This window comes from Janthinobacterium sp. FW305-128, assembly GCF_020858135.1.
GTDB lineage: Bacteria > Pseudomonadota > Gammaproteobacteria > Burkholderiales > Burkholderiaceae_D > Janthinobacterium.
In genome coordinates this window covers 535673-561959 of record NZ_JACYMK010000002.1, presented here as the reverse complement: position 1 = coordinate 561959, position 26287 = coordinate 535673, and the positions used below count along the sequence as shown (strand labels likewise).

Sequence of the window (26287 nt, the reverse complement as noted above, 5' to 3'; positions counted from 1 at the left end):
AAGGCAACACGACGGCGAGCAGATCGCTGGTTCCAAGTAACTTCCAGTGGATTACTTGACGTAACCGGCAACAATCAACTTTATACAGGGCAATAACAACAATGATGTCATTCAATCGTTTGACGATAGGCGCGCGCCTGAGCGCAGGCTTCGGGCTGCTGGTCTTGCTCATGCTGGTGCTGGCCGCTTTCGCGCTGCTGCGCATCGGCGCCATCTCCGGCGCCATGGACGCGCAAGAAAAAGTGCAGCTGGAAAAACTCGAACCGCTGTACGTGGCGCGCGAAGCGCTCGACCAGACGGGCCTGGCGGCCCGCAACGCGTATATCTTCCATGACCAGGCCGCCGCCGAAAAAGAGCTGGCCATCCTCGACACCCAGAAAGCGCTGTACCTGGACGCGCTGGCGAAGCTGGCGCCGCGGTTCGCCGGCGATGCGCAATTCGAGAAAGTCAGCACGGGCCTGAAAGCCATGGCGCAGGAATTGCAGCGTCCGCGCCAGTTCCGCGCCACGGGGCAGATGGAGCAGTACGGCACCTTCCTCGTCGAGGAATGCAGCCCCCTGCGGCGCCAGATCGTGTCCGACATCGATGCCGTCCTGAAAAACGTGCAGCGCGAATCGGAGCAGGCCAGCGTGGCCGCGCGCGCCATCTACGGCCAGTCGCTGCGCTGGATCGGCGTGCTGGCCGCGCTCAGCGTGCTCATTTGTATTGCGGTCGCCACCGTCATCACGCGGGGATTGCTGCGCCAGCTGGGCGGCGAACCGGCGTATGCGGCCTCGATTGCCGGACGCATCGCGCTCGGGGAACTGGCCATCGACGTGCATACGCGCCACGGCGACGACAGCAGCCTGCTGTTCGCCATCAAGACCATGCGCGACAATCTGGCCGCCATCGTCGGCAAGGTGCGCCACGGTACGGAAAGCATCGCCACAGCCTCGACCGAGATCGCTACCGGCAACCGCGACCTGTCGCAGCGCACGGAGCAGCAGGCCGGTTCGCTCGAGGAAGTGGCGTCATCGATGGAAGAACTGATATCCGCCGTGCGCCAGAATGCGGACAACGCCCAGCAGGCGAACCACCTGGCGCGCGAAGCGTCGAAGGTGTCGGAGCAGGGCGGCAAGGCCGTGGCCGAAGTGGTGCACACAATGGGTCTCATCAATGCCTCGTCGAACAAGATCGTCGACATCATCGGCGTGATCGACAGCATCGCCTTCCAGACGAATATCCTGGCCCTGAACGCGGCCGTGGAAGCGGCGCGCGCGGGCGAGCAGGGGCGCGGCTTTGCCGTGGTGGCAACGGAAGTGCGCAACCTGGCGCAGCGCTCGAGCGCCGCGGCGCGCGAAATCAAGGCCCTGATCGACGATTCCGTCAGCAAGGTGGGCACGGGCACGGTGCTCGTCGAGCAGGCGGGTGCCACCATGCATGAGGTGGTGGCCGGCATCGGCCGGGTGACGGGCATCATGGCCGAGATCAGCCATGCCACGCAGGAGCAGGGCGCCGGCATCGAGCAAGTCAACCGCGCCATCGTCGACATGGACCGCGTAACCCAGCAAAATGCGGCCTTGGTCGAGCAGGCGGCCGCCGCCGCGCACGAATTGCAGCAGCAGGCGGCGCAGCTGGAACAGGAAGTGGGCATTTTTAAACTGGCCCCGCCGGCGAACGGCCCTTTGCGCCTGGCGGCCTGACGCCGATGGCACGGCGGCACGGCGCGCCGGCAGCCATGCGCCAATAGTCGTATTCCGCGCTACAATGAGCGCTGGATCACCGCCAGGACTACTCATGCAAGTGCGCAGCAGCCATGATCTATCCAGCCCGGACGACGACAAGCCGGCGCCGCCCGTGCTGCAGCTGGCCCTTGCCGGTCTCGGCTGGGGCTTGCTCACCTGCATGCTGTGCTTTGCCATCCTGTTCCTCACGAAATGGCTGCTGCCGCCCGAATACTGGGGCGCGCACACGGGCCTGTCCAAGTTCAAGCGCGAAATGTCGCTGCCGCTGCTGGTGTTCTGGGTCGTCATCTATTCTCCCATCCTGGAAACGTTTCTCGGCCAGTTGCTGCCGCTGGAAATCCTCAAGCGCCTGGGCGCCACCCGGCAGCTGAGCATTTTTATCGGCGCCATCCTGTGGGCCATCGTGCATTTCATCAGCGGCGGCTTGCTGCACGCGATTGTCGCGCTCGGTTCAGGCGCCATGTTCAGCTTTGTCTACCTGCGCTACCGCGCGCCCACTGTGGCCGTGGCCTACGCGACAACGACCTTTTCCCGCGCCTGCAACAATATCGCCATCCTTGTCGCGGTGTTTTACGGCCTCGACGCCTAGACGCCTGCCGAAACCTGCTGCGCAGCATCGCGCCGCTGCCGCCGCAGGAAGCGCTGACGGCGGCCCTGCGCGACGACTGGGTGCGGCCCTTGTACATGGGTCTGCACCAGCCCCAGGCAAGCGCATGCGTGGCCCGGCTGGCGCAGGTCGACGATGCCCTCATCGCCCGCCTGCTGGGGCAATTCGACTGGCGCAGCCGCACGACAGGTGCCTACCTGGCCGCATTAACCGGGCAGGGCACCTTCACGGACCAGCTGGGCGGCCTGCTGCTGGTCAGCGAGGTCTGCTACGCGGGCAGCGCGTATTGCCTGGCGCTGGCCGTTTTCGACACCCCCGCCAGCCGCGACTACCTGCACCGCTATCTCGAACATTACCTGCGCCAGCCGCAGTTGTACTTTGATCAGGAACAAGCCATGGCTGTCATCGCCTGGCTCGATGGTCAGCACGGCCGGGATGAGGCGGCGCGCCACGCGCCAGCCTGGACCGGTTTTGCCGCCAGCCGGCCGGGTCTGGTGCTGGACGATGCGCTCGCGGCGTTTGCGGCCAGTATGGACGCTTGCGCACCCTGCAAGCTCTCAGGGCGCCCGCTAAGTAATCCTCAGGAAATTCTTGTGAAGTTTTGAAAGTCAGAAATCACAATAATTTCTTGGGGGTTAGTTACTTAGCATCGCTCCAGCCTCCGACGTCCCATCCCCACGCCGTACGGCCACTCCCTCCCCACATCCCGCTTTCATGACATTTGCGTGACAAATGGCAGTGTTTCCCCGCCTGATCTGTCACTGCAGAGTGCATGCCGAAGCTGCCTTTCGACGCGGCACGACTTTGTCTTCCATGCCGGCTTGCGCTGGCATATCCACGCGTGATTTTTTTTAAGTTTAACGACAGGAAACTGCAATATGACTAAGAAATTTGAATCCGCCGCCTTCGCGCAATCTTCCGAAGCGGCCGGCGTGTCCGCCATTGACGCCTATCTGAACAGCCTGGCGGCCCCGCAGCGTTTCGTGGGCACGGCAAACGCCGATGTACTCACCGGCACCACGGGCGCGGACATGCTCGAAGGACTGGCGGGCGACGACACGTATTACGTCAACCATAGCGGCGACGTAGTCGTCGAGCTGGCCAACGGCGGCACCGATACCGTGTACACCAGCGTCAACTACACGGTGGCCGAGAACGTCGAGAACGTCCACCTGACCGCCGCAGGTCTGACGGTGACGGGCAGCGCCACGACCAACAACATCTTTTACGTCGATGTCCCTGGCGGGCACGTGATTGATGGCGGCAGCACGGGCAACGTGGTCAACTACGGCGGCGCAAGCGCGGGAGTGACGGCTGTCTTTGCGCCTGCGGACGGCCCACTAGTGGCGCGTCCTGGCGCTGACGTAGTGAGGAATGTGGCCAGCATCGTCGGCAGCAAGTTCAATGATGTGCTGACCGGCAACGAACTCAGGAATTTCCTTGCCGGCGGTTATGGAAATGACATTTTGCAGGGCGGCAAAGGCGACGATGGCCTGTTCGGCGCGATGGGTGACGATACCTACATTTTCGCCCGCGGCGACGGCGCCGATAACATCACCGAGATGGTGGAGGCGGGCAGCCGCAACGTCGTCTCCTTCCTGGCAGGCGTCAGCGCCGACCAGTTGTGGTTCCGCCAGGTGGGCGCGAACCTTGAAGTGAGCACTATCGGCACGGCCGACAGGATCACCATCAATGGCTGGTATAACGCCGGCTCGCCTCCTCGCATCGATGAATTCCGCACAGCCAACGGCCGCGTGCTGCTGGGAAGCGACGTGGAAAACCTGGTGCGGGCGATGGCCGTCCTGGTGCCGCCGCCGGCGGGCCAGCTGACCTTGCCGGCCGGCATCGCCGCCGCGCTGGCACCAGCGCTGGCGCAGAACTGGCGTACGGAAGGGCCGAACCAGCCGACCAACGGCACTTTCACCGGCACGGCGAACCCGGACATCATCAAGGGCACGGCGGGCGCCGACGTGATGGCCGGCCTGGGCGGCGACGATATCTATTACGTCAACCATGGCGGCGACGCTGTCGTCGAACAGGCGGGCGGCGGACGCGACACAGTCTACACCACCGTCAATCACACCCTGGCCGCCAACGTCGAAGAGGTGCATGTCAGCGCCGCCGGTCTGACGGTGACGGGCAACGGCAACGCGAACGTCTTCCACGTCGATGCCGCCGGCGGCAATGTGCTGCGCGGCGTCGGCGCGAACACTTCGGCCACCTATGCCGCGTCCAGGGCTGGCGTGACGGCCGCCATGATCGCCGTCAACGGTGACGCCACGGCGCGCCCGGGCAGCGATGTGCTCGTCAATATTTCCAACGTGACAGGCAGCGCCCATGACGACGTGCTGTCAGGCAACGAACTGGCCAACACCCTGTCCGGCGGCCTCGGCAACGATACCTTGCAAGGCGGCAAGGGGGACGACGTGCTGACCGGCGGCCTGGGCGACGATACCTATGTCTTTGCGCGCGGCGACGGCGCCGACGTCATCGCCGAGCCCTCGGCCGACGCCAATTACGACAGCATCGCCTTTTTGGCCGGCGTGAACATCGACCAGCTGTGGTTCCGCCAGGTGGGCGCGGATCTGGAAGTGAGCACCATCGGCACGACGGACAAGATCACCATCCGCAGCTGGAACGCGGCTGCGCCGAACATCGAGGAATTCCGCACGGCCGCCGGCCACGTCATGCGCGGCGCCGACGTGCAGCTGCTGGTGCAGGCGATGGCGAACCTGGCGCCGCCGCCGCTGGGCCAGCTGACCCTGCCGGCCGCCACGGCCGCTGCCCTGGCGCCCGTGCTGGCCCAGGCCTGGCACTTCAACGGTCCCACGCAGCCCACGGGGCAGCACTTTGTCGGCACGGCGAACGCCGATGTCATCAACGGCACGGCCGGCGCCGACCTGCTCGAAGGCTTGGGCGGCGACGACACGTATTACGTCAACCACAGTGGCGACTTCATCGTCGAGCGGGGCAACGGCGGCAACGATACCGTCTACACCAGCGTCGATTACACGGTGGCCGACAATGTCGAATACGTGCGCCTCGCCTCTGCCGGCCTGAAGGTGACTGGCAGCGCCTATAACAACAACGTCTTTTATGTCGATACCCCCGGCGGCAATGTGCTCGATGGCGCCGGTGCCGGCAACTCGCTCACTTACAGCGGCGCCAGCACAGGCGTGACGGCCGTCTTCGCGCCCGTTGGTGGCCCCTTGACCGCGCGTCCCGGCGTAGACGTGCTGTCCAATTTCGGCATGCTGTTCGGCAGCAAGTTCGACGATGTGCTGATCGGCAATGAGCTCAAGAACATTCTCTTTGGCGGCTTCGGCAATGATATCTTCCAAGGCGGAAAGGGCGGTGACACTCTGGCCGGCCTCGCGGGCGACGACACCTATATCTTCGCCCGCGGCGACGGCGCCGACATCATCGCTGAGACGGAGGAGGCGGGCAGCCATGACGTCGTGTCCTTCCTGGCCGGCGTCAGCGCCGAGCAGCTGTGGTTCCGCCGGGAGGGCGCCAACCTGGAAGTGAGCACCATCGGCACCACGGACAAGATCACCGTGAATAACTGGTTTGCCGATACGGCCGTGCGCATCGAGGAATTCCGCATGGCCGATGGCCGCGTCTTGTTGGGTAGCAATGTGCAAAACCTCGTGCAAGCGATGGCTGGCCTGACGCCGCCGCCGGTCGGCCAGCTGACCTTGCCTGCCGGCACGGCCGCCATCCTGGCGCCGGCGCTGGCGCAGAACTGGCGTGCCGCGCAGCAATTTGGCGCGGCTTGCCAGGGCGGTTCCGCTGCCTGGCAAGCCGATCCGGCGCAGCTGGTGCAAGCGATGGCCGGCTTTGCCGTGCCCGCGGCCGCATCGGCGCCCTGGTCCGGCCACGGCAACCCGTCAACGCAGATCCAGCTGGCGGCAGCGCAATGATCGCTTACGTTGATCGCTTGAGCACGTAGTTCCACCTCCGCGCAGCCGGGCCGGCCTTGCACGTGCCGGCCCGGCTGCGCCATTGATTTCCGACATGATCCGATGACCGTACTTCCCTATCGCCACGCCACTTCGTCCACAGAACCCGCGCCCGACACGGGCCTGCTGTCGCTGCTGCTGATGGCCAGCCTGCACGGCATCGCCGCCGACGGCGCCCAGCTCAAGCACGCTTTCGGCCAGGCCGTGTTCACGCGCCAAACCGTCCTGCTGGCCGCGAAAGGGCTGGGCTTGACGGCCAAGCTGGTGCGCCAGGCGCCCGAACGGCTGGCGCAAGCGCCGCTGCCCGCCATCGCCATCGGTCACGACGGGCGTTTCTTTATTCTCGGCAAGGTCGACAGCAGCGACGGCGCCGTGAGCAAGGTGCTGATCCAGCATCCGGGTCAGCCGCCGCAGATCCTCGGCCGCGACGCATTCCTCGCCGCCTGGTCGGGCGAACTGATCTTTTTTACCAGCAAGGCCAGCTATGCGGGCGAGACGGCCCGCTTCGACTTCAGCTGGTTCATCCCCGCCATCGTCAAATACCGCAGGCTGCTGGGCGAAGTGCTGCTCATTTCCTTCGTGCTGCAGCTGATCGGCCTGGCCACGCCCCTGTTTTTCCAGGTGGTGATGGACAAGGTGCTGGTCAACCACGCCATGCAGACCCTGAACGTGGTGGCCATCGGCCTGGTCTGCGCCATCGTCTTCGAGGCGGCGCTGGGCATCATCCGCACGTATGTTTTCGCGCGCACCAGCAGCAAGATCGACGTGGAACTGGGCGCGCGCCTGTTCCGCCACCTGCTGGCCCTGCCGATCGCGTATTTCCAGGCGCGCCGCGTGGGCGATTCCGTGGCCCGCATCCATGAACTGGAAAACATCCGCTCATTTCTTACCGGCAACGCGATGACCCTGGTGCTCGACGTGCTGTTTTCCTTCATCTTCATCGCCGCCATGCTGTGGTACAGCGCGGCGCTCAGCGTGGTCGTGCTCGCGTCGATCCCTGTCTACGCGGTCCTGTCGATGCTGCTCACGCCCGTGCTGCGGGGGCGCTTGAACGACAAATTCAACCGCAGCGCGGAAAACCAGTCTTTTCTGGTTGAAACCATCAGCGGCGTCGACACGGTCAAGGCCATGGCCGTGGAACCGCGCTGGCAGCAGCAGTGGGAAAAGCAGCTGGCCGGTTATGTGTCGGCGGGCCTGTCGGCAAGCAACATCGGCATGCTGGCCAGCGGCGGCGTCACTCTGGTGAGTAAACTGGTGACGGCGGCCATCATGTGGTGGGGCGCCACGCTCGTCATCGACGGCAGGATGACGGTGGGCGAGCTGGTGGCCTTCAACATGCTGGCGGGGCAGGTGGCCTCGCCCATCCTGCGCCTGGCGCAGCTGTGGAACGATTTCCAGCAAGTGGGCATCTCCATGAGCCGCCTGGGCGACATCCTCAACGCCCGCACGGAAGCGGGTAGCCAAGACGCGGGCAACCAGAAGGCGCGCCTGCCGCGCATCGCCGGCGCCATCGACTTCCAGCAGGTGGGTTTCCGCTACCGACCCGACGCGGCGGAGGTGCTGCGCGAGGTGTCGATCGCCATCGCGCCCGGCGAGGTGATCGGCATTGTCGGGCGTTCCGGCTCAGGCAAGAGCACTCTGACGCGGCTGGCGCAGCGCCTGTACATCCCCGAACGGGGCAAGGTGCTGATCGACGGGCAGGACATCGCCGTCATCGACACGGCGTCACTGCGGCGCCAGATCGGCGTGGTGCTGCAGGAAAACATCCTGTTCAACCGCTCCGTGCGCGACAATATCGCCCTGAGCGACCCGGCGCTGCCCATCGATGCGGTCATTGCCGTGGCGAAACTGGCGGGCGCCCACGATTTTATCTGCGAGCTGCCGGAAGGCTATGACACCATGGTGGGCGAGCACGGCACGGGCTTGTCGGGGGGCCAGCGCCAGCGCATCGCCATCGCCCGTGCCCTGATCGGCGACCCGCGCATCCTGATTTTTGACGAAGCGACGAGCGCGCTCGACTACGAGTCGGAAAAGATCATCCAGGACAATATGCGCGGCATTTGCGCGGGACGCACGGTACTCATCATCGCCCACCGCCTGTCGGCCGTGCGCGAAGCGAACCGCATCGTCGTCATGGAGCGGGGGCAGGTGGCGGAACTGGGCAGCCACGACGCGTTGCTGAAGCGGCCGGGCGGCATCTATGCCCATTTGTACAGCCTGCAGCAGGGTACGCACGGAAGCGCAACAGGGGACGCAACATGAGCGCCGGCCACCGTCTCGCCGCATATGGCGAATTGTTGCAACGCTATGGCCAGGTACTGCGGCACAGCTGGCGCAACCGCGCCGCATTGAGCGGCCCCGTGCTCAGCGAAGACGAGGCGGCCTTCCTGCCGGCCGCGCTGGCGCTGCAGGAGCGGCCCGTGTCGCCGTCGTTGCGCCTGACTGCCAGGGTGCTGATGCTGCTCGTCGGCTGCGTGGTGCTGTGGGCCGTTTTTGGCAAGGTCGACATCATCGTCCATGCGGCGGGCAAGATCATTCCATCCGGTAACACCAAGACCATCGCCTCCGTCGACGTGGCGGCCGTGCGCGCCCTGCACGTGCGCGAGGGGCAGGCCGTGCAGGCGGGCCAGCTGCTGGTGGAACTCGACAGCCGGGGACCGGACGCCGAGCGCGACAAGGCGGCCGGCGACGCCGTGGCGGCCGCGCTGCAGGTGGCCCGCGCGCGTGCGCTGATCGCCGCCGTCGACACCCTGACGATGCCGAAGCTGGCGGCGCCGGACGCGATCCCGGCCCTCGAGCGCGCCGCCGCGCAGGCGCACGTGGACGGGCAGTACGCGAGCTTTCGCGCCCGGCTGGCGCACCTCGACGGCGAAATCGCCCGCTACGCCCAGGCGCTGCCATTGGCGGCCCAGCGGGCCGGCGATTACCGGGCGCTGCTGGCCACGCGCGACGTGGCCGAACACGCGTGGCTGGAGAAGGAGCAGGCGCGCATCGACCTGGCCGGCCAGCTGGCGTCGGCCCGCAGCGAACGGGCGGCCCTGGTGGCGCAAACGCGGAAAGATGCGTACGACGCGCTGGCGGAAGGGGCGCGAGTGGCGGCCGCCAGCGGCCAGGATGCGCGCCGCGCGGGCGCCCGCGGCAGTCTGCTGCGCCTGACGGCCCCCGTCGACGGCACGGTGCAGCAACTGAAGGTGCATACGGTGGGCGGCGTGGTGCCGGCCGCGCAGGCGCTGATGCAGATCGTGCCGCGCCAGGGCAAGCTGGAAATCGACGCCATGCTGGAAAACCGCGACGTCGGTTTCGTGCAGGCAGGGCAGGCGGTGGCCGTCAAGATCGACGCTTTCGACTACACCAAGTATGGCACCGTGCCCGCCGTCGTCAGCAGCGTCTCGCGCGACGCCATCGAGGATGAAAAAAAGGGGCCCGTCTACGCCGTCAGGATCACCTTGCGCCAGCCGTCCATCGTCATCGACGGCAGATTGGTGCCGCTGTCGGCCGGCATGGCCGTGCGGGCGGAAATCCGTACGGGCACGCGCAGGGTGGTCGAATACGTGCTCTCGCCGCTGGTGCGGCACCAGAAGGAGGCGCTGCATGAACGCTAGGCACGCCGCCATTTTCTTCGCCGCCGGTTTGTTCCTGGCCGCCGCGCCAGTCCGGGCGCAGATGCTGGACGCCGCGCCATGCCCGTCCACGTACGAGGGCGATGTGCCGTTGACCCTGCCGGCGGCCGTCGACCTGGCCCTGTGCCGCAACGCGCAGGTGCACGGCGCCTGGGCCGGCATCCGGCTGCAGGCGGCCGGCGTGGGCGAGGCCAGGGCCGCCTACCTGCCCACCCTGAATGGGGGCTTGAGCCGGGTGCACGACCGCACGGCCTATCCGGGCGCCGGCACGCCTTCCGGCAGCCTGGCCAGCAATACGGGCTCGCTGAGCTTTTCCTGGCGGCTGTTCGACTTCGGCGGGCGCGCGGCGGGCCAGCGTTCCGCGCAAGCCATGCTGGACGCGGCCCTGGCCAACCGCGACGCCGTGCTGCAAAAGACCCTGGCGGCGACGGTCAGCGCGTATTTCGAGGCGCAGACGGCGCGCGCCAGCGTGCGCATGCGGCAGGAATACCAGACGCTGGCCAATGAAACGGTGCAGGCCACGCAGCGCCGCGCGCAGCGGGGTCTCGGCTCGCACAGCGACACCCTGCAGGCGGCCAGCGCCCTGGCCAAGGCGGCCCTGGGCGCCAGCCGCGCCGACGGCGAGTTCCACAAGGCGCGCGCGGTGCTCATTTACACCCTGGGCTTGCCGGCCGATGCGGGCGTGACCCTGGACGACGACGCGGACGGCGCGGCGGCGGGCCTGCACGGGGGTTTGCAAGATGAGCTGCACGCCTGGCTGGCGCTGGCCCAGGCGCGCCATCCGGCCATCCTGGCGGCGCAGGCACAGCTGGCGGCGGCGCGCGAACGGGTGGAGATTGCCCGCTCGGAGGGCCGCCCCAGCATCGACCTGACGGCCAATCTCTACCAGAACGGCCGGCCCAACCAGGGCTTGTCGCCGGCTTCCACGCGCGAAACGCTGGTGGGCATCTCGCTCAACATCCCCCTGTTCGACGGCTTTGCGCGCCACTACAAGGTGCGCGGCGCGCAGGCGCAGGCGGGGCAAAGGGAGGCCGAGGCTGAAGAAGTGCAGCAGCAGACCCTGATGGAACTGGTGAAAACCCATGCGGAAGCGAGTACGGCGCTGGCCAACCTGGCCGCGTCGCAAGCGTGGCTGGATGCGGCGCAGGACGCGCTGGCCAGCGTGCGGCGCAAGTTCGGCCTGGGCGCGGCCGATATCCTGGAAATGCTGAACACGCAGTCGGCGCTGCTCGAGGCGCAGCAGGAGCGCATCCGTTGCCAGGCGGAATGGCGATCGGCCCGGCTGCGGCTGCTGGCCAGCGCCGGCATGCTGGCGCGCGACGACGTCGCGCAAGGGGGAGGCAAATTGCGCGCCCCGGCGGCCCAATAATGACTATATTGGTGGCGGTCCTTCCCGCACAGGGAAGGCGTTCCTGTTTCGGACTAGGGAGACATCATGCACAGCGTACAAAAGATTACCCCATGTTTATGGTTCAACGGCAACGCCGAGGCGGCGGCCCGGTTTTATACGGAAATATTTCCCAATTCGAAGATCGGCCAGATCCTGCGTTATGGCGAGGAAGGCAAGGAAATCCACGGCCAGGAGCCGGGCAGCGTGCTGACGGTGGCCTTTGAACTCGATGGTCAGACGTTTACGGGCTTGAACGGCGGGCCGCAATTCCAGTTTTCCGAAGCGATCTCGTTCCAGGTCAATTGCGAAACCCAGGACGAGGTCGACCACTACTGGAACCTGCTGTCCCGGGGCGGGCCGCCGGAAGCGCAACAATGCAGCTGGCTCAAGGACCAGTTCGGGGTATCGTGGCAAATCGTGCCCACGCTCATGATCCGCCTGCTGACGGACCCCGATCCCGTCAAGGCCGGGCGCGTGATGAAGGCCATGATGGGCATGAAAAAGATCGACATCGAGCAGATCAAGCGGGCGTACGCGGGCTAGCCTGTCACGCGGGGCAGGGGGCGCACGCCAGCGGCGCACCCTGTCCAAGATGGCCGGCATTTGCTATAGTTCCGGCCATCTTTCCATTGCCAGATTGACCCTGCCCATGACTATCAGCACCAGCAGCACCATCGCTCCCCGCACTTTCGGCACACCGCTGTCTTCCACCGCCATCAAAGTCATGTTGCTGGGTTCCGGCGAACTGGGCAAGGAAGTGATCATTGCGCTGCAGCGCCTGGGCGTGGAAGTGATCGCCGTCGACCGCTATCCGAACGCGCCGGGCCATCCCGTGGCGCACCGCTCGCACGTGATCGACATGAGCGACGGCGTGGCGCTGGCCGCCCTGATAGCCCTGGAAAAGCCGGATTTGATCGTGCCGGAAATCGAAGCCATCGCCACCGACACCCTGGCGGCGCTGGAAGCGGCCGGGCAGATCACGTGCATCCCGAACGCGCGCGCGGCCGTGCTGACGATGAACCGCGAGGGCATCCGCACCCTGGCGGCCGAAACCCTGGGCGTGGCCACGTCGCCATACCGCTTCGCCAGCAGCCTGCAGGAGTTGCAGGCCGCTTGCCAGGAGATCGGCTTCCCGTGCGTGGTGAAACCCGTGATGTCGTCGTCGGGCAAGGGCCAGTCCAAACTCGATGGCGCCGCTGACGTGGACGCCGCATGGGCGTATGCGGCCAGCGGCAGCCGGGTCGATACGGGCCGCGTCATCGTCGAAGGTTTCATCGACTTCGACTACGAAATCACCCTGCTGACGGTGCGCGCCGTCGGCGCTTCGGGACAGATCGAAACGCAGTTCTGCGAGCCGATCGGCCACTTGCAGGTGCACGGCGACTACGTCGAATCGTGGCAGCCGGCCCGCATGGCGCCGCTGGCCCTCGAGCGTTCGCGCGAGATCGCCCGCAAGGTGACGGACAACCTGGGCGGCCTGGGCCTGTTCGGCGTGGAGCTGTTCGTCAAGGACGACATGGTGTGGTTCTCGGAAGTGAGCCCCCGTCCGCACGACACGGGCATGGTCACTATGGCCAGCCAGGTGCAGAGCGAATTCGAGCTGCACGCGAAAGCCATCCTCGGCTTGCCCGTCAACGTGGCGCTGCGCTCGCCCGGTGCCTCGGCCGTCATCTACGGCCAGCTGGAAGCGAAAGGCATCGCCTTCGAAGGCGTGGCCGACGCCTTGAAGGTGCCGGGCGTCGATTTGCGCCTGTTCGGCAAGCCGGAATCGTTCGCCCGCCGCCGCATGGGCGTGGCGCTGGCCACGGCCGACGATATCGACACGGCCCGCCAGCGCGCCGTGCTGGCCGCGTCCAAAGTGAAACCGGTGGCCCGCTGATGGCCCTGGCGGCGCACGCCAGCCTGCCGCTGGCTGACGCCGGCGGCGACGACATCAAGCGCAAGCTGCGCCGCCACATCGCGCGGCGCAACCTGGCCGGCGCCGCCAACGACTGCAAGTGGAACGAACTGCTGGCCTTCATGCGCGGGCGGACCGACTGGGTGCCGTCGTACCGCTACGGTTCCGTGTCCGGCTACGTGTCGCGCTGGGACACGGAGTGGGATTACCACCCGCCGTTCCCGTTCCTGGGCGTGGAATGGTTCGACATCAGCCTGTACTCGGAAGAACACGTGGCCATGCTGCTGCCGAAGAAAATCATCGACCATGGCGTGTGGATCGTGCCGGAGCTCCAACGCATCGGCTTCGATTTCGAGGTGCGGGACCGGGTGGCGCGCATCTGGGGCTATCTGCCCCGTTCTTACCATGACTTCCCGCCTGCCGACTAATTCAATGAGTATTGATATGCCTGACAACGATATTCCACAAGTACCGCAACCGGACGACGCCGTCGTCGGCAAGGAAGCGGGCGCGCAGATGCTGGCCGCGGCCTGCGCCGCGCGCGACGCCTTTTATGCCACTCTGGGCACCGTAGACACCGACGTGCTGGCGCCGCTGGTCAACCCGGCCTTCATGGGAGGCCCCCGCTGGCCATCGCTGCGCCAGGCCTGGAGGGTGATCCGCCGGGCCGATACCATCATCATCGCCAGCGATGGCTTGAGCGATCCGTTCGAGGATGACGACGACGTGTTTGTGCCGCGCGGCCACCTGCTGGAAGTGTGCATCGAGGCGCCGCTGTCCGCCTTCGACGGCGATGCGGTGCAGGCATCGTGGCTGTTCGACCTGATCTACCAGGTCAGCCAGAACGTGGCTGACCATGGCTCCATCGACTTGCTGGTGCAGCGCCACGGCAGCGTCTCGATGGTGCTGGACGTGCGCGATGCGCCGGCAGGCCTCGAAGACGAGGACGAACAGGTGGGCGTGCTGCTGGCCCAGGGCGCAAGCAGCATCGCGCCATCGTTCGATACGCCATATGGCGAAGTGATGCTGCTCGCCGTCACCGCGCTGCAGCCGGCCGAACTGGCGTTCATCAGCGAGGCCGCCGACAAGGCGCAATCGCGGCGCGACCTGGCCGCCGCGCTGGCCGCCTCGCCGACGGGGCATTGGAGCGTGGCCCAGCGGCCGGCCGTCATTCCCCGCTAGGTTCTTCGACCGGCGGCACGGCCGGTTCCTCGGTTTTCCGTGCTTCCTTCGCTTCAACGACGGCCGGCGCCGGCGGCGGCTCGCGCCACTTGCCCGCCGCCTTCAGCTTGTTCTTCAGCCCCGGCAAGGGGAAGCCCAGCGCATAGGCTTTTTGCGCATGCGCGCTGGCCTTCTCGTATTCCTTCTTTTTCACATACATCAAGCCCAGGTTGTACTGAATGGTGGCCTGCTCGGGCGCCAGGCGGCTGGCCGCGTCCAGCTGTTCCAGCGCCATCGCATCCTGGCCCGTGGCCAGCAGGTAGTTGCCAAACACCATGCGCGCCGTCACGTCCTGCGGCGCGAAGGCGATCGCCCGTTCGAAGTAGCAACTGACCGTGTAGCGGGCGCCCACCGGCTGCGCGCTTTTCAGCCGCAATCCCAGCTTGGCCATCGACGCCAGCGCCCGGTGGTGGTTCGGGAAGTGCTCCAGGGTGTAGCTGATGTCGGCGCCCAGGCTGCCCGTCATGCCTTGCGTGAGCGTTTCCACGGCACGCGAAAAATGGAATTTCTCAATCACGGACAGACCGTCGCGGTCTTCCGCGCTCGTGTAGTCGCCGCCCGGCGTACGCTTGACGTAGGGCGGACATTCGGCCGCCGCCATGCCGCAGCAGGCGGCCAGGGTGCAGGCAAGTATCGGGTGCTTCATGCTGTTCTCCTGTGGCTGACCTGGTCCAGCACATCGGCCAGGGCGTTGCTGCGGGCTTGCCGCGATTGCAGGGCGATGGCCGTGGGGCTGGCCAGCGGCGCGCGGCCCTGGCGGGCCAGCTCCAGGAAGCGCAGCAGCGCGCGCGCGCAGTCGCCGCTTGAGGCCAGCTGGCCGATGGTGTCGATGCCGCAGTGGCGCAGCTTGGCCGCGCTGTCGCCCGCCAGGTCGGTCAGCGCCAGGATGGGGCGGCGGCAGCGCAGGTATTCATACAGCTTGGCGGGAATCTGCGCGTTGCAGTTGGCCGCCTGCAGCAGCAGCAAGCCGTCGGCGGCCAGCATTTCCTGCAGCGCCGCGCCGTGCGGCTGCAACGGTTCCAGGCTCACCAGGTCCTGGATGCCGTACTTCGCCAGCAGGCCCGCCAGCCACGCATCGTGGCCCGTGGCGCGCAGCACCAGCTGGAAATTGCGTGCATGCAGTACGCCGTCGTGGCGCAGCCGGGCCAGGGCTTCGAACAACGGCTGCGGGTCGCGCTCCGACGGGTAGATCACGCCGCTGTGCAGCAGCAAAAAGCGGCTGCGGTGGCCCGTGTGCGCAGGGCTGTCCGGGTAACCGTCTTCATCGTAGCCATTTTCGATCAGATGGAAACGCTCGCGCGTGACCTGCGCCAGGCGGCGCCGGTGCGCATCGATGGCGCCCGGCGTGGTGCAGACGATGGCCGCGCCGCGCGCCGCGATGCGCTGTTCGATCCACGCATGCATGCGGTGCAGGCGCGGCTCGGGCGGATACGGCGCCAGCGGGTCGCTGTCATCGAGCATGGGATCGCGCTGGTCGGCGACCCACGGCAGGCCGCTGAGTTTTTGCAGGGTCAGCGCGATCAGGTGCGCCGTGGCGATCGGATACGTCGACCAGATGGCGTCGGGGCGGTATTCGCGGATCATGCGCAGGCCGGCCGGCACGGCGCTCAGCCACCAGGAACTCCAGCGGTCGGGCAGGGCCAGGCAGCGCGGATAGCGTCCGGCGATGGCCAGATGGCGCGCCGCATCGAGCGCCAGGGTGCGCCGCACGGTGGCGTGCTCCCCGATCCGCGCCAGCTGCGCATCGCCACGCTGCGCATACGCGACAGGACTGGGGCTGAGCACCAGCGGCTGCCAGCCGCAGTCGGGCAAATGGCGCGCGAAGCCCAGGGTGCGCAAGATGCCGCTGCCGCCGGCCAGTGGCGGAAAATGGTAGGCCACCATCAGCACCCGTTTTGGTCGGGCCGCGTTCGGTCGGGCCGCGTTCGGTGAGGTCTTTACCATGACTGCAGCCACCGTGCGCACAGCTGTTCCACTGCGCCGCGCCAGGCGGCGCTGGCGAACGTGTGGTTGGCGCCCTCGACCTGCGCCTGCGTCCATTGCACGCGCGCGGTGAGGCCGCGCCATGCCGGGTCGCCAGCGACCAGCGCTTGCCACTCGCGCGCGCCGAGGTCGTCGCCGCTGAGAATCAAGAACACCTTGCCCTGGAATTCGGTCAGCGCCCGCAGCAGGGCCGGCGCTGGCGCATCGTCTTCCTCCGTTGCCGGTGTCTGCGTGGCGGCCGCCACCTGCCGCAGCGACGCCAGGCTGGCGCCCAGCTGCAGTCCGCCGCCCGCCAGCTTGCGCCAGAACGCGCCTTGCAGCAGGCGCGGCAAATAATAGTGGCGCAAGGTGGCGCGCGCCAGGCTGGCGCCGCTGCGCACCCAGGGGTTGAGCAGCACCAGGGCCTTGACGCGCGCGTCGCGCGGCGCATGGCAGGCGGCCGCCGTGGCACCGTCGCACAAGCCCCACAGCGCCACTTCGCGCAACGATGGCACGGCATCGAAGAATTGCGCCAGCGCGCCGGCGATGTCGGGGCCGGCTGCGCGGTAGTCGCGCGCGCTGCCCTCGCTGTCGCCCATGCCGCGCAGGTCGAAACGCAGCACGGGCCAGCCTTGCGCGGCCAGGGCGCGGGCCAGCAGGACGAACTGGCGGTGGCTGCCGACCCGGTACTGCGGCCCGCCCGTGACGATCAAGACGCCGCGCGGGCCGGGCGCGGCGGGCAGGCTGAGGATGCCGACCATGTGCGCGTGCGCCTCGTCGTCACCGGGGCCGCCAGCCGCGCTGCGAAAGCGCAGCGCCAGCTCGCGCACGCTGTGCCCTGCGAGGTGCTGCTGGCTGCTGTCGCGCTTCATGGCGGCTGCCTTTCCTCGTCGAGCCAGTCGCGGCAGAGTAGCCGCGTGGCGTGCAGCAGTTGCGGACACGCCAGCAGCTCGCCGCTGTGCCAGAACGGCCCGTCGCCGAAGCTGGCCACGTGCACGGCGGCGCCGTGCTCGCGCCATTCGCGCGCCAGCGGCGGCAAGGGCGGGGCGCTGTGTTCCGGCGCCTGGTAATCGAGCCAGTAGACGGGCACTGACGGCAGCAGGGCGGAAGCGCTGACACTGTCGATGGCGTGCGCCAGTTCTGGCGCCAGCAGGTAGCCCGCCACTTCCACAGGCTTGCCATTCGCCAGCACGGCGCGCGCATGTCCGGGCGCTTCCCGTGCGCCTCCGGCCAGCATGCCCGACGCAAGGCGCAGGCGCAGGAAGCGGTCGATGACGCGCCGTCCATCGAGTTCCGGTTGCCACAGCAGCAGACGGGCCAGCGGCAGCGGCGCGCGGCTGGCGAAATCGAGGGCCAGCAGGGCGCCCAGGCGCAAGCCCCAGACGGTCAACGGGCCGTCAACGCGTTGCGCCAGCCACGCGCAAGCCAGGTGCAGGTCGTTGTGCCAGATGTCCCAGCGCGCCTCGCCAAAGTCGCCGCTGCTGTCGCCGCAGCCGAACAGATCGATCTGCAGCACGCTGTAGCCGGCGGCGGCAAAGGCGCGCGCCTGCGCGGCGGCCACGTGGCGGCTTTTATTGAGTTCCTCGGCGAACGGGTGGACATACACGATGCCGCCGCGCGCGCTGCGGCCCGGCGACGGCAGGTGCAGCAGGCAGTAGCGCTGGCCGCCGCTGGCGGGCAGGAAGAAGGGCAGCAGCGGCAGGGGGGCGATGGCGGCGCTGTTCATGGTCGCAGCTTGGCAAACACGAAATCGTGCAGGGTGCCGACGGTGGCGAAGTGGCGCGCGTGGATGTCGTCGTCGGCGACGAGGATGCCGAAATGGTCTTCCAGCGCGGCGATCACGCTGATCACGGCCATCGAGTCGAGTTCCGGCACGCTGCCCAGCAGCGGCGTGTGGGCTTCCAGCGCGCGCCCGTTCAAGCCCAGGGTGGTGTCGAGGATGCGTTTTACTGCTTCAAGATGCGGCATGTCAGCTCCAGGGAAGGGTAGTGCGGCAGGGACGACGTATCGAAAGCAAGGCAGGGAATGTCGTCGGGGCGGCGCGACAGGTGCAGATACGGCGGCAGGCTGGCGGCCATCCATTGCCAGCGCCCGCAGCGGAGAAAAGTGGCCGTGCCCAGCGCGTGCGTGCCCAGGCGCGCATGGGCGCCCAGCGAGGCGCGGTTGAAGCGCGAGATGCGGCTGCACGACCAGCGCACGCCCTGCGCGTGCAGCACGGCGTTGGCCTCTTCCCACAGGCGCGCGAAGACCAGGCCGCCGCGCTGCTCGGGATGCACCCACACGTCCAGGTCCCACGACGATTGCTGCGACGCCAGCGCATAGCGGGCGCGCACCTCGTCTTCCTGGCAGCCGTGGCGCAGCAGCCAGATCCAGCCAACCATGCCGGACTTGTCCCGCGCCACCAGGCATTGCGCGCCTTGCCGGTAGCGTTCGGCCAGCACGCCGGGGCGGCGTGCGGGACCGGGCGGCAAGTCCGCTTCCGCCAGGCAAGGCGCGACGGTAATCGACCGGCCGCGCCCGCGGCACAGCGAGCCGGGCGCCACTGCTTGCGCCACGAATTGATAGCGGTACAGCGCCCAGCGCCCGCCCGGCACGCTTTCCAGCAGCCGCGCCACGGCCAGCCACGCGCTGTCGCGCCAGCCCAGCTGGCGCAGGCTGGCGGCAAGTCCTTGCAAGCGGGAAAAATGGAGGAAATGGGCGAGGCTGGCCATGGCGATCAACGATGGGGCGGCTATGCAGCCAACGCTGTCCATTAGAGCGCAGCGGCCAGTGATCGATGTTGCGCGGCCTCAAGCATTGCGCCAGATAGGCCGCCGCCGGTCGGGAGAGGTGCTTACTTGATAAAAATCAACACTGCCGCCTCCGTTTGTCCCAATCATAGGGGAATGCATGGCAATCATGACAACCCGGGATGAAACGATGGCGACACTGATACACGATCTGATCTTCGAAACGGCGCAGCGCATGCCACACGCGCCGGCCCTGTCGTGGCAGGGCGAGCAATTGAGCTATGACGCGCTGGCGCAGTCCGTGCGCGAAGCGGCCGCTACCCTGCTGACCCTGGGCTTGCAGCGTGGCGCGCGCGTGGCCGTGTACCTGGAAAAACGCCCGGAAAACGTCAGCGCCATGTTTGGCGCGGCGGCGGCCGGCGGCGTGTTCGTGCCCGTCAACCCGCTGCTCAAGCCGGATCAGGTCGCGTACATCCTGGCCGACTGCAACGTGGCCATCCTCGTCACCTCGCGCGAACGCCTGGCGCAGCTGGGCCCCGCGCTGGCCGCCTGCCCGGACTTGCAGACGGTGCTGCTGACGGGCGAAGGGGCGGCGGAGTCCAGCCTGGGCAAGGTCCGCGTGCTGCCGTGGAGCGCAGTGCCGGCCAATGTGCCCGCTGCGCCCGCGCCCAGGCTGCACGCGGCGATCGACATGGACATGGCCGCCATTCTTTATACCTCGGGCAGCACGGGGCGGCCGAAAGGCGTGGTGCTGTCGCACCGCAACATGCTGGCGGGCGCGCTCAGCGTGTCGGGCTATCTGCGCAATACGCCGGAAGACCGGATTTTGTGCGTGCTGCCGCTCAGCTTTGATTACGGCCTGAGCCAACTGACGACCGCGTTTGCCAGCGGCGCCTGCGCCGTGCTGATGAATTATCTGCTGCTGCGCGATATCGTCGAGGCCGTCGAGCAGGAAGCCATCACGGGCCTGGCCGCCGTGCCGCCCCTGTGGGTGCAGCTGTCGCAGCTGAGCTGGCCCTTGTCCACGCCCCTGCGCTACATCACCAATTCAGGCGGCGTGATGCAGCGCTCCACCTTGGACAAGCTGCGCCAGTCGTTGCCGCGCACGCAGGTCTACCTGATGTATGGCTTGACGGAAGCGTTCCGCTCCACCTATCTGGTGCCGGAACAGCTGGAGCGGCGCCCCGATTCCATCGGACAAGCAATTCCCAACGCGGAAGTGCTGGTGCTGCGGCCGGACGGCAGCGTGTGCGACGCCGACGAGCCGGGCGAACTCGTGCACCGTGGCGCGCTGGTGGCGCTCGGTTACTGGAACGATGCGGCGCGCACGGCCGAACGCTTCAAGCCGCTGCCGCCGCAGGCCAGCGGCCTGGTGCTGCCGGAACTGGCCGTCTGGTCGGGCGACACCGTGCGCCGCGATGCGGAGGGCTTTCTGTATTTCGTGGGGCGCAGCGATGACATGATCAAGACGTCGGGCTACCGGGTCAGCCCTGCCGAGATCGAGGAAGTCGTGTATGCGAGCGGATTGGTGGGCGAGGCCGCTGCGCTGGGCTTGCCCCATGCCGTGCTGGGCCAGGCCATCGCCTTGCTTGTCACGCCCGCGCCCGGTGTGGAATTGCTGCGCGACAAGGTGCTGGCCGCCTGCCGCGCCCGCCTGCCCAGCTATATGGTGCCGCAGTGGGTGGAAATCCGCGACGGCGTGCTGCCGCGCAACCCGAACGGCAAGATCGACCGTCCCTTGCTGGCCAGGGAACTGGCGCAGGCGTATGCGGTCCAATCAGGAGATGCGGCATGAAGGACTTGATTCGCTCGAACAATACGGAATTACCGTTGCACGCGGCCCTGGGCCAGCAGTTCGCCGTGGAAAACGACATGCTGCAGGTCGGCGGCGTGCCCTTGCGCCGGCTGGCACAGCGGGTGGGCAGCACGCCGTTCTACGCGTATGACCGCGCGCACATCACGCGCCGCGCGGCCGAGTTGCGCGCCGCCTTGCCCGCCGGCGTGCACGTGCATTACGCGATGAAGGCCAATCCCATGCCGGCCGTGGTGCAGTGGCTGTCGGGCCTGGTCGATGGCATTGACGTGGCCTCGGGCGGCGAACTGGCGACGGCGCTCGATACGCGCATGCCTGCCGAACGCATCAGTTTTGCGGGGCCGGGCAAGAGCGATGGCGAGCTGGCGCGGGCCGTGGCCGCCGGCGTACTGATCAACTTGGAATCGGGCGCCCAGCTGGAAAAGACGGCGCTGGCCAGCGAACGGCTGGGCGTGACGGCCAGGGTGGCCGTGCGCGTGAATCCCGATTTCGCCTTGCGCCGCACGGGCATGCGCATGGGCGGCGGCGCGCAGCCGTTTGGCGTTGATGCGGCCCTGGTGCCCGCGTTGCTGGGCCGCATCGGCCAGCTGGGCCTGGATTTTCACGGCTTTCACCTGTATGCGGGGTCGCAAAGCTTGTCGGCCACCGCCCTGGCCGACGCGCAGGCCATGAGCGTGCAACTGGCCCTGCAACTGGCCGACAGCGCGCCGTCGCCCTTGCGCACGCTGAATATCGGCGGCGGCTTTGGCGTGCCGTATTTTCCCGGCGACCAGGCGCTCGACCTGGCGCCCGTCGCGGACGGCTTGCAGCGGCAGCTCGATCTGCTGGCCCAGGCGGCGCCGGGCGTGCGCCTGAACCTGGAGCTGGGCCGCTATTTGGTGGCCGAGGCGGGCGTGTATGTGTGCAAGGTGCTTGAACGCAAGGTGTCGCATGGCCAGGTCTTTCTCGTCACGGACGGCGGCTTGCACCATCACCTGGCCGCTTCCGGCAATTTTGGCCAGCTGATCCGCAAGAATTACCCGGTCGCCATCGGCAACCGGTTGCATGGCGGGCCGCGCGAAGTGGTGTCCGTCGTGGGACCGCTGTGCACGCCGCTGGACTTGCTGGCCGACCAGATGGAGATGGCGCGCGCCGAGGAGGGCGACCTGGTGGTGGTGTTCCAGTCGGGCGCGTACGGCTTGACGGCCAGCCCGACGGCGTTTCTCGGCCATCCGCTGCCGGCCGAGGTGCTCGTATGAGCGGCCTGTGCGGCTGGCTGGCTGCGGCGGGCGGCGCAGCGGGCCCGGCCACCGCCGATGCCGATGGCGCCGCGTCCACCGCGCTGGCCGGCATGGCCGCGCCCCTGTCGCGCTTCGACAATGCGCCGCAGGCCGCCAGCCTCAGCGAAGTGGGCGGCGTGGCCGTGGCCGCCATCGACGGCAGCCGCCACGTGTATCAGCAGGATGGCTTGCAAGTGGCGATCTGGGGCCGGCCCATGCTCGACGGTTCGGCCGATGACGTGGCGTGCCGCCTCGCGTCCCTGTGGCTGAGCCGGGGCGTGGCCGCCTGCGCCAGCCTGTCCGGACCATTCTCGCTGGCCATCCTCGACGCCTTTTCCGGCTCGGCCCTGCTGGCCGTGGACCGCGCCGGCATGCATCCGCTCAGCTATGCAAGCAATGCGCAGGGTCTGTTCTTTGCTTCCTCGCTCGATGCCTTGCTGGCCCATCCGTCCGTGCGGGGCGCGCTCGATCCGCAAGCGCTGTATCATTATTTGTACTTCCACATGGTGCCCGGCCCGGCCACGGCCTATCTTGGCCAGCAGCGATTGTTGCCCGGCGAATACCTGCATGTACGGGGCGGCAAGCAATGCAAGGGCAGCTACTGGCAACTGGCCTTCCACGAGCCGGCATCGTGGCGCAGGCGGGCCACCTTCGCCAACAACAAGCAGGAATTCCTGCGCCTGTTGCGCCTGGCCGTGGAAAGCAGCCTGGGCAACGATAGCGCCAGCACGGGCGCGTTTCTCAGCGGCGGCACGGACAGTTCCACCGTGGCCGCCATCATGGGGCAAGTGACGGGCCGGCCCGCGCGCACCTATTCCATCGGTTTCGACGCGCCCGGCTATGACGAAATGGCGTATGCGCGCCTGGCCGCCAGCCACGCGGGCAGCATCCACCACGAGCGTTACGTGACGCCAGGCGACGTGCTGGCCGCGATTCCCGCCATGGCGGCCATCTTCGACCAGCCTTTCGGCAACGCCTCGGCCATTCCCGCTTACTATTGCGCGCAGATGGCGCGCGACGATGGCATCACGCGCCTGCTGGGCGGCGACGGCGGCGATGAATTGTTTGGCGGTAACGAGCGCTATGCGTACCAGGCCTTGCTGTCGCAGTACGAGCGCTTGCCCGTCATGCTGCGCCAGGCCATCCTCGAGCCGCTGCTGTTCCGCCAGCAAAGGGGCAAGCCTTGGCGGCTGGGCGACAAGGCGCGCCGCTACATCGAGCAGGCGAGCCTGCCGCTGCCGGCCCGGCTCGACGGCTACAACTTGCTGCTGCGCCATGGCTACCGCACGGTGCTGGAAGCGGGCTTCATCGACACCATCGACCCGGGCATGGCGCCCGGCTGCGTGAATGGCGCGTATTGGGAGCGGCAAGGCCAGGGATTGAGCCAGATCAATGAGCTGCTGGCCCTGGACATGCGCTTTACCCTGGCCGACAACGACCTGTTCAAGGTGCGCAAGGCGTGCGAGCTGGCCGGCGTGGAAGCGGCGTTTCCCTTCCTGCACGATGCGATGGTGGCGTTTGCGTCGCGCCTGGCGCCGCGGGACAAGCTCGACGGCAGGCGGCTGCGGCCCTTCTTCAAGCGGGCGCTGGCGGAAATCCTGCCGCCGGCCATCGTGCGCAAGCAAAAGCACGGCTTCGGCTTGCCTTTCGGCCTGTGGCTGCACAGCCACAGGCAGCTGCGCGAGTTTGCGTTCGACAACCTGGCGCAGCTGCGCGGACGCGGCATCGTGCGGCCCGCCTTCATCGACGACCTGCAGTGCCGGCTGCTGGCGGAACACCCGGCCTATCACGGCACCATGGTGTGGCTGCTGCTGATGCTGGAACAGTGGCTCAGCCAGCATCCGGGCGCGCTGGGTGCGCTTGCCGGCGGTTTTGCCGCAAACGCCACAGAAACGCCAGGCGTCCTCGATCCCACGGCGTAAAGCGGGGCAGCTGCAGCAAGTCAAGATTCGCGCCGGGGCGCGCCACGCCCCAGTCCGTCGCCACGGCCGCCTGGAAACCCAGCTTTTGCACCATCGCCACGTGCGGCGCGCCGTAATCGCGCCCGGCCTTGCCGTTCGGATACGCAAACACGGTGACGGGCGTTTGTATCAAGTCTTCCAGCCGGTGCTTGCCATCGGCGATGTCGCGCTGCGCGGCCTGGTCCGGCAAGGTGGACAGAATCGGGTGGCTGGCCGTGTGCGCGCCCAGCCCCATGCCGGCCGCCTGCAGCTGGCGCAGTTGCGCGGTGCTCAGCATGGCTGGCGGCCCGGCCGTGGCGCCCGCCTGGCGGCGGATCTGCAGGGCCAGTTGCTGGCGCCGGTCGAACGGCAGGTATTTGAGCTGGCCCAGCAAGGCGGCGATGGCCGCCTGCCGCTGCGCCAGGCTGGCGACGGGCAGGCAGTCCAGGCCGAGTTCCCGCAAATCCAGCTGGGGGCCGGCCGCCTGGCGCACGGCCTCGATCACCGTGTCGTTCCACATCTGCCCGCCATCGAGGTAGTCCGTGGCGATAAAAAACGTGGCATGCAAGCCGTGGCGCAGCAGCAATGGCAGCGCGACTTGCGCATTGTCCGCATAGCCGTCGTCGAAGGTGATGCAGGCGGCGCGCGGCGGCAAGTTGCCATCTTGCAGGCGTTGCACGGCCTCGCTGAGTGGCAGCGGCGCATAAAAACGTTTTACAAGGCGCAGCTGGCGCTCGAACAGCGCCGCATCGACTTCGCCGGGAAACAGCGGGTCGGGCCGCGCCAGCACGCGGTGGTAGATCAGGATGGACAAGGTGGCCGTCATGGCTGCTCCGCGATGGCGGACGGGGTCTTGACCCTGGCCTGGCGCGATGTCGGGGCCGGCGCGCGCAATTCGCGCTCGACGACGATGCGCGTGGCGATCAGGGCGGCCATCAGGTAGTACGGCATGTCGAAATACAGCAGGCTGAGGAAGGCGCCTCCCACGGCAAAGCCGATCAGGCTGGCCTGGCTCATGGTGGCCAGGCCGTGCGCCCAGCGCAATTCCGGCTGGCCCCGCGTGCGGCGGATGATGACGGCCGCCGTGCGCCAGGTAGCGACGCCCAGCGCGAGATAAATGAGCAGGCCGACGAAGCCGTGTTCGCCCAGTGCCTGGAAATAGATGCTGTGCGCCGCATGCACGTCCATGGGGTTCGGTGCATAGCGTGCAAAGATGGCGGCGTCGGAGACGTCGAAGCCGCCGCCGGGAAAGCGGTCGCGCGCCAGGTTCCATGCCATGCGCCAGGCATTCAGGCGGCCCATGGCGGACACATCGTCCTGGTAGGTATTGATGGTGTCCATGCGTTCGGCCCAGCGCTCGGGCATGAAGGCCAGCAGCAGCGGCGTGACCGCACCGAGCAGCGCGCCCAGGACCAGCTTGCGGTCGCTTTTCAGCCACATGAACAGGCCCATGGCCGCGATGGCCAGCAAGCCGCCGCGCGAATACGAGCCCAGCGCGGCCAGGGCCGACAGCAGCATGGCGCCGGACAAGCCATGGCGCACCCAGCGTTTCTCCGTGTTTTGCTGCAGGTAATACATGAGGGGGATGGTGATGATCAGGGCCAGGGCCAACGCGTTGTTATCGCCAATAAACGTTTCTTCCGGCCCCCATACCCGTTCCGTGCCGCCGCTGCGGATGGTGAAGATGCCGCCTTTCACGCCATAAAAGCCGATCGAGCCCACCAGCACCCAGACCAGGCGCACGATGTCGCGCCGCGTGCGTATCACCATCATGATCACAAAGCTCATCAGCATGATCTTCATGACCTTGTTCCACTGCACCCACGATGACTCGGGCAGCAGGGCAAACGGCGCCGTGACGTTCATCCACGCGACGAACAGCAGCAGCAGCACGCTGACGGGCGTGAGCGGCAGGTTTTTCGGCTCGCGCGTCATCGCAAGGCTGATCAGGGTGGCGATGGCGATGATGAAGGCGAACGGCATGTGGGTGGCAAAGCCCCAGCCCTGCGTGTGCGGGTTCATCACGCTGACCCAGACCCACATCAGGCCGCCGATGGCCGGCGCCTTCAGGATGAAGGGCAGGGAGCCCAGGATGATGATGGTAATCAGTATGTCGCGCATGAAAGGGGGCGCTCCTGGTTGTGCCCGGGTTGGCAAGGTCTT

The 26287-nt window shown here is 67.4% G+C and carries 22 protein-coding genes; 14 read left to right on the top strand and 8 right to left on the bottom strand.

Features of this window, described 5'->3' with window-relative positions; all coding sequences use genetic code 11:
• Positions 1 to 101: 101 nt before the first annotated feature.
• The 11 genes from IGS60_RS07350 (at position 102) to IGS60_RS07300 (ending at position 14382) form a co-directional block, all read left to right on the top strand.
• A complete protein-coding gene (locus IGS60_RS07350) occupies positions 102 to 1682 on the top strand; it encodes a methyl-accepting chemotaxis protein (protein WP_230503408.1) in 1581 nt (526 codons plus the stop codon).
• A gap of 94 nt (positions 1683 to 1776) precedes the next feature.
• Complete coding sequence (locus IGS60_RS07345; protein ID WP_070288294.1) at positions 1777 to 2313, top strand: CPBP family intramembrane metalloprotease; 537 nt, start codon at positions 1777 to 1779, stop codon at positions 2311 to 2313.
• Positions 2314 to 2408: 95 nt separating this feature from the next.
• Positions 2409 to 2936 carry a DUF6000 family protein gene (locus IGS60_RS07340; RefSeq protein ID WP_230503407.1) on the top strand — a complete coding sequence of 176 codons (528 nt, stop codon included), beginning with the start codon at positions 2409 to 2411 and terminating at the stop codon, positions 2934 to 2936.
• Positions 2937 to 3209: 273 nt separating this feature from the next.
• Positions 3210 to 6254, top strand: a complete 3045-nt coding sequence (locus tag IGS60_RS07335; RefSeq protein WP_230503405.1) for a calcium-binding protein — start codon at positions 3210 to 3212, stop codon at positions 6252 to 6254.
• A 102-nt stretch (positions 6255 to 6356) separates the two neighbouring features.
• Positions 6357 to 8555: a type I secretion system permease/ATPase gene (locus IGS60_RS07330; protein WP_230503404.1), complete on the top strand. Its 2199-nt coding sequence runs from the start codon at positions 6357 to 6359 to the stop codon at positions 8553 to 8555.
• Positions 8552 to 9895 carry an HlyD family type I secretion periplasmic adaptor subunit gene (locus tag IGS60_RS07325; RefSeq protein ID WP_230503402.1) on the top strand — a complete coding sequence of 448 codons (1344 nt, stop codon included), beginning with the start codon at positions 8552 to 8554 and terminating at the stop codon, positions 9893 to 9895. The genes IGS60_RS07330 and IGS60_RS07325 overlap by 4 nt, the downstream gene beginning before the upstream one ends.
• A complete protein-coding gene (locus tag IGS60_RS07320) occupies positions 9885 to 11282 on the top strand; it encodes a TolC family protein (protein ID WP_230503400.1) in 1398 nt (465 codons plus the stop codon). Before IGS60_RS07325 ends, IGS60_RS07320 begins: the two co-directional genes overlap by 11 nt.
• Positions 11283 to 11345: 63 nt before the next feature.
• The gene (locus IGS60_RS07315) at positions 11346 to 11846 is read left to right on the top strand and encodes a VOC family protein (protein WP_216350397.1); all 501 of its coding nucleotides are present in this window, start codon (positions 11346 to 11348) and stop codon (positions 11844 to 11846) included.
• A 106-nt stretch (positions 11847 to 11952) separates the two neighbouring features.
• Positions 11953 to 13182 carry a formate-dependent phosphoribosylglycinamide formyltransferase gene (gene purT, locus IGS60_RS07310; RefSeq protein ID WP_230503397.1) on the top strand — a complete coding sequence of 410 codons (1230 nt, stop codon included), beginning with the start codon at positions 11953 to 11955 and terminating at the stop codon, positions 13180 to 13182.
• On the top strand, positions 13182 to 13628 hold the full coding sequence (locus IGS60_RS07305; RefSeq protein ID WP_230503395.1) for a DUF6678 family protein: 447 nt from the start codon (positions 13182 to 13184) through the stop codon (positions 13626 to 13628). Before purT ends, IGS60_RS07305 begins: the two co-directional genes overlap by 1 nt.
• Positions 13629 to 13644: 16 nt before the next feature.
• The gene (locus IGS60_RS07300) at positions 13645 to 14382 is read left to right on the top strand and encodes a hypothetical protein (RefSeq protein ID WP_230503393.1); all 738 of its coding nucleotides are present in this window, start codon (positions 13645 to 13647) and stop codon (positions 14380 to 14382) included.
• Here the strand turns inward: IGS60_RS07300 and IGS60_RS07295 are convergent.
• The 6 genes from IGS60_RS07295 to IGS60_RS07270 are packed head-to-tail and all read right to left on the bottom strand — an operon-like array spanning position 14369 to position 19094.
• On the bottom strand, positions 14369 to 15067 hold the full coding sequence (locus IGS60_RS07295; protein ID WP_230503391.1) for an ABC transporter permease: 699 nt from the start codon (positions 15065 to 15067) through the stop codon (positions 14369 to 14371). The genes IGS60_RS07300 and IGS60_RS07295 overlap by 14 nt on opposite strands.
• A complete protein-coding gene (locus IGS60_RS07290; RefSeq protein WP_230503389.1) occupies positions 15064 to 16365 on the bottom strand; it encodes a glycosyltransferase in 1302 nt (433 codons plus the stop codon). Before IGS60_RS07290 ends, IGS60_RS07295 begins: the two co-directional genes overlap by 4 nt.
• Positions 16359 to 17255: a hydrolase 1, exosortase A system-associated gene (locus IGS60_RS07285; protein ID WP_230503388.1), complete on the bottom strand. Its 897-nt coding sequence runs from the start codon at positions 17253 to 17255 to the stop codon at positions 16359 to 16361. Before IGS60_RS07285 ends, IGS60_RS07290 begins: the two co-directional genes overlap by 7 nt.
• Positions 17252 to 18109: a hydrolase 2, exosortase A system-associated gene (locus IGS60_RS07280; protein ID WP_230503386.1), complete on the bottom strand. Its 858-nt coding sequence runs from the start codon at positions 18107 to 18109 to the stop codon at positions 17252 to 17254. Before IGS60_RS07280 ends, IGS60_RS07285 begins: the two co-directional genes overlap by 4 nt.
• A complete protein-coding gene (locus IGS60_RS07275; protein WP_230503384.1) occupies positions 18106 to 18351 on the bottom strand; it encodes an acyl carrier protein in 246 nt (81 codons plus the stop codon). The genes IGS60_RS07280 and IGS60_RS07275 overlap by 4 nt, the downstream gene beginning before the upstream one ends.
• Entirely contained in the window at positions 18330 to 19094 is a 765-nt protein-coding gene (locus tag IGS60_RS07270) for a GNAT family N-acetyltransferase (protein ID WP_230503382.1), read from the bottom strand. Before IGS60_RS07270 ends, IGS60_RS07275 begins: the two co-directional genes overlap by 22 nt.
• Before the next feature lie 208 nt (positions 19095 to 19302).
• On the opposite strand from IGS60_RS07270, the gene IGS60_RS07265 reads away from it, so the two are divergent.
• From IGS60_RS07265 to IGS60_RS07255, 3 genes are read left to right on the top strand one after another with little or no spacing between them, the layout of a single operon-like run.
• A complete protein-coding gene (locus IGS60_RS07265) occupies positions 19303 to 20907 on the top strand; it encodes an acyl-CoA ligase (AMP-forming), exosortase A system-associated (protein WP_230503380.1) in 1605 nt (534 codons plus the stop codon).
• Complete coding sequence (locus IGS60_RS07260) at positions 20904 to 22163, top strand: pyridoxal-dependent decarboxylase, exosortase A system-associated (RefSeq protein ID WP_230503377.1); 1260 nt, start codon at positions 20904 to 20906, stop codon at positions 22161 to 22163. The genes IGS60_RS07265 and IGS60_RS07260 overlap by 4 nt, the downstream gene beginning before the upstream one ends.
• Positions 22160 to 24106, top strand: coding sequence for an asparagine synthetase B (locus IGS60_RS07255; RefSeq protein ID WP_230503375.1), 1947 nt, complete (start codon positions 22160 to 22162; stop codon positions 24104 to 24106). Before IGS60_RS07260 ends, IGS60_RS07255 begins: the two co-directional genes overlap by 4 nt.
• Here IGS60_RS07255 and IGS60_RS07250 read toward each other — a convergent pair.
• Both IGS60_RS07250 and IGS60_RS07245 read right to left on the bottom strand, forming a co-directional pair.
• A complete protein-coding gene (locus IGS60_RS07250) occupies positions 24015 to 24950 on the bottom strand; it encodes a polysaccharide deacetylase family protein (protein WP_230503373.1) in 936 nt (311 codons plus the stop codon). The genes IGS60_RS07255 and IGS60_RS07250 overlap by 92 nt on opposite strands.
• Positions 24947 to 26245, bottom strand: coding sequence for a putative O-glycosylation ligase, exosortase A system-associated (locus IGS60_RS07245; protein WP_230503371.1), 1299 nt, complete (start codon positions 26243 to 26245; stop codon positions 24947 to 24949). The genes IGS60_RS07250 and IGS60_RS07245 overlap by 4 nt, the downstream gene beginning before the upstream one ends.
• Positions 26246 to 26287: the final 42 nt, after the last annotated feature.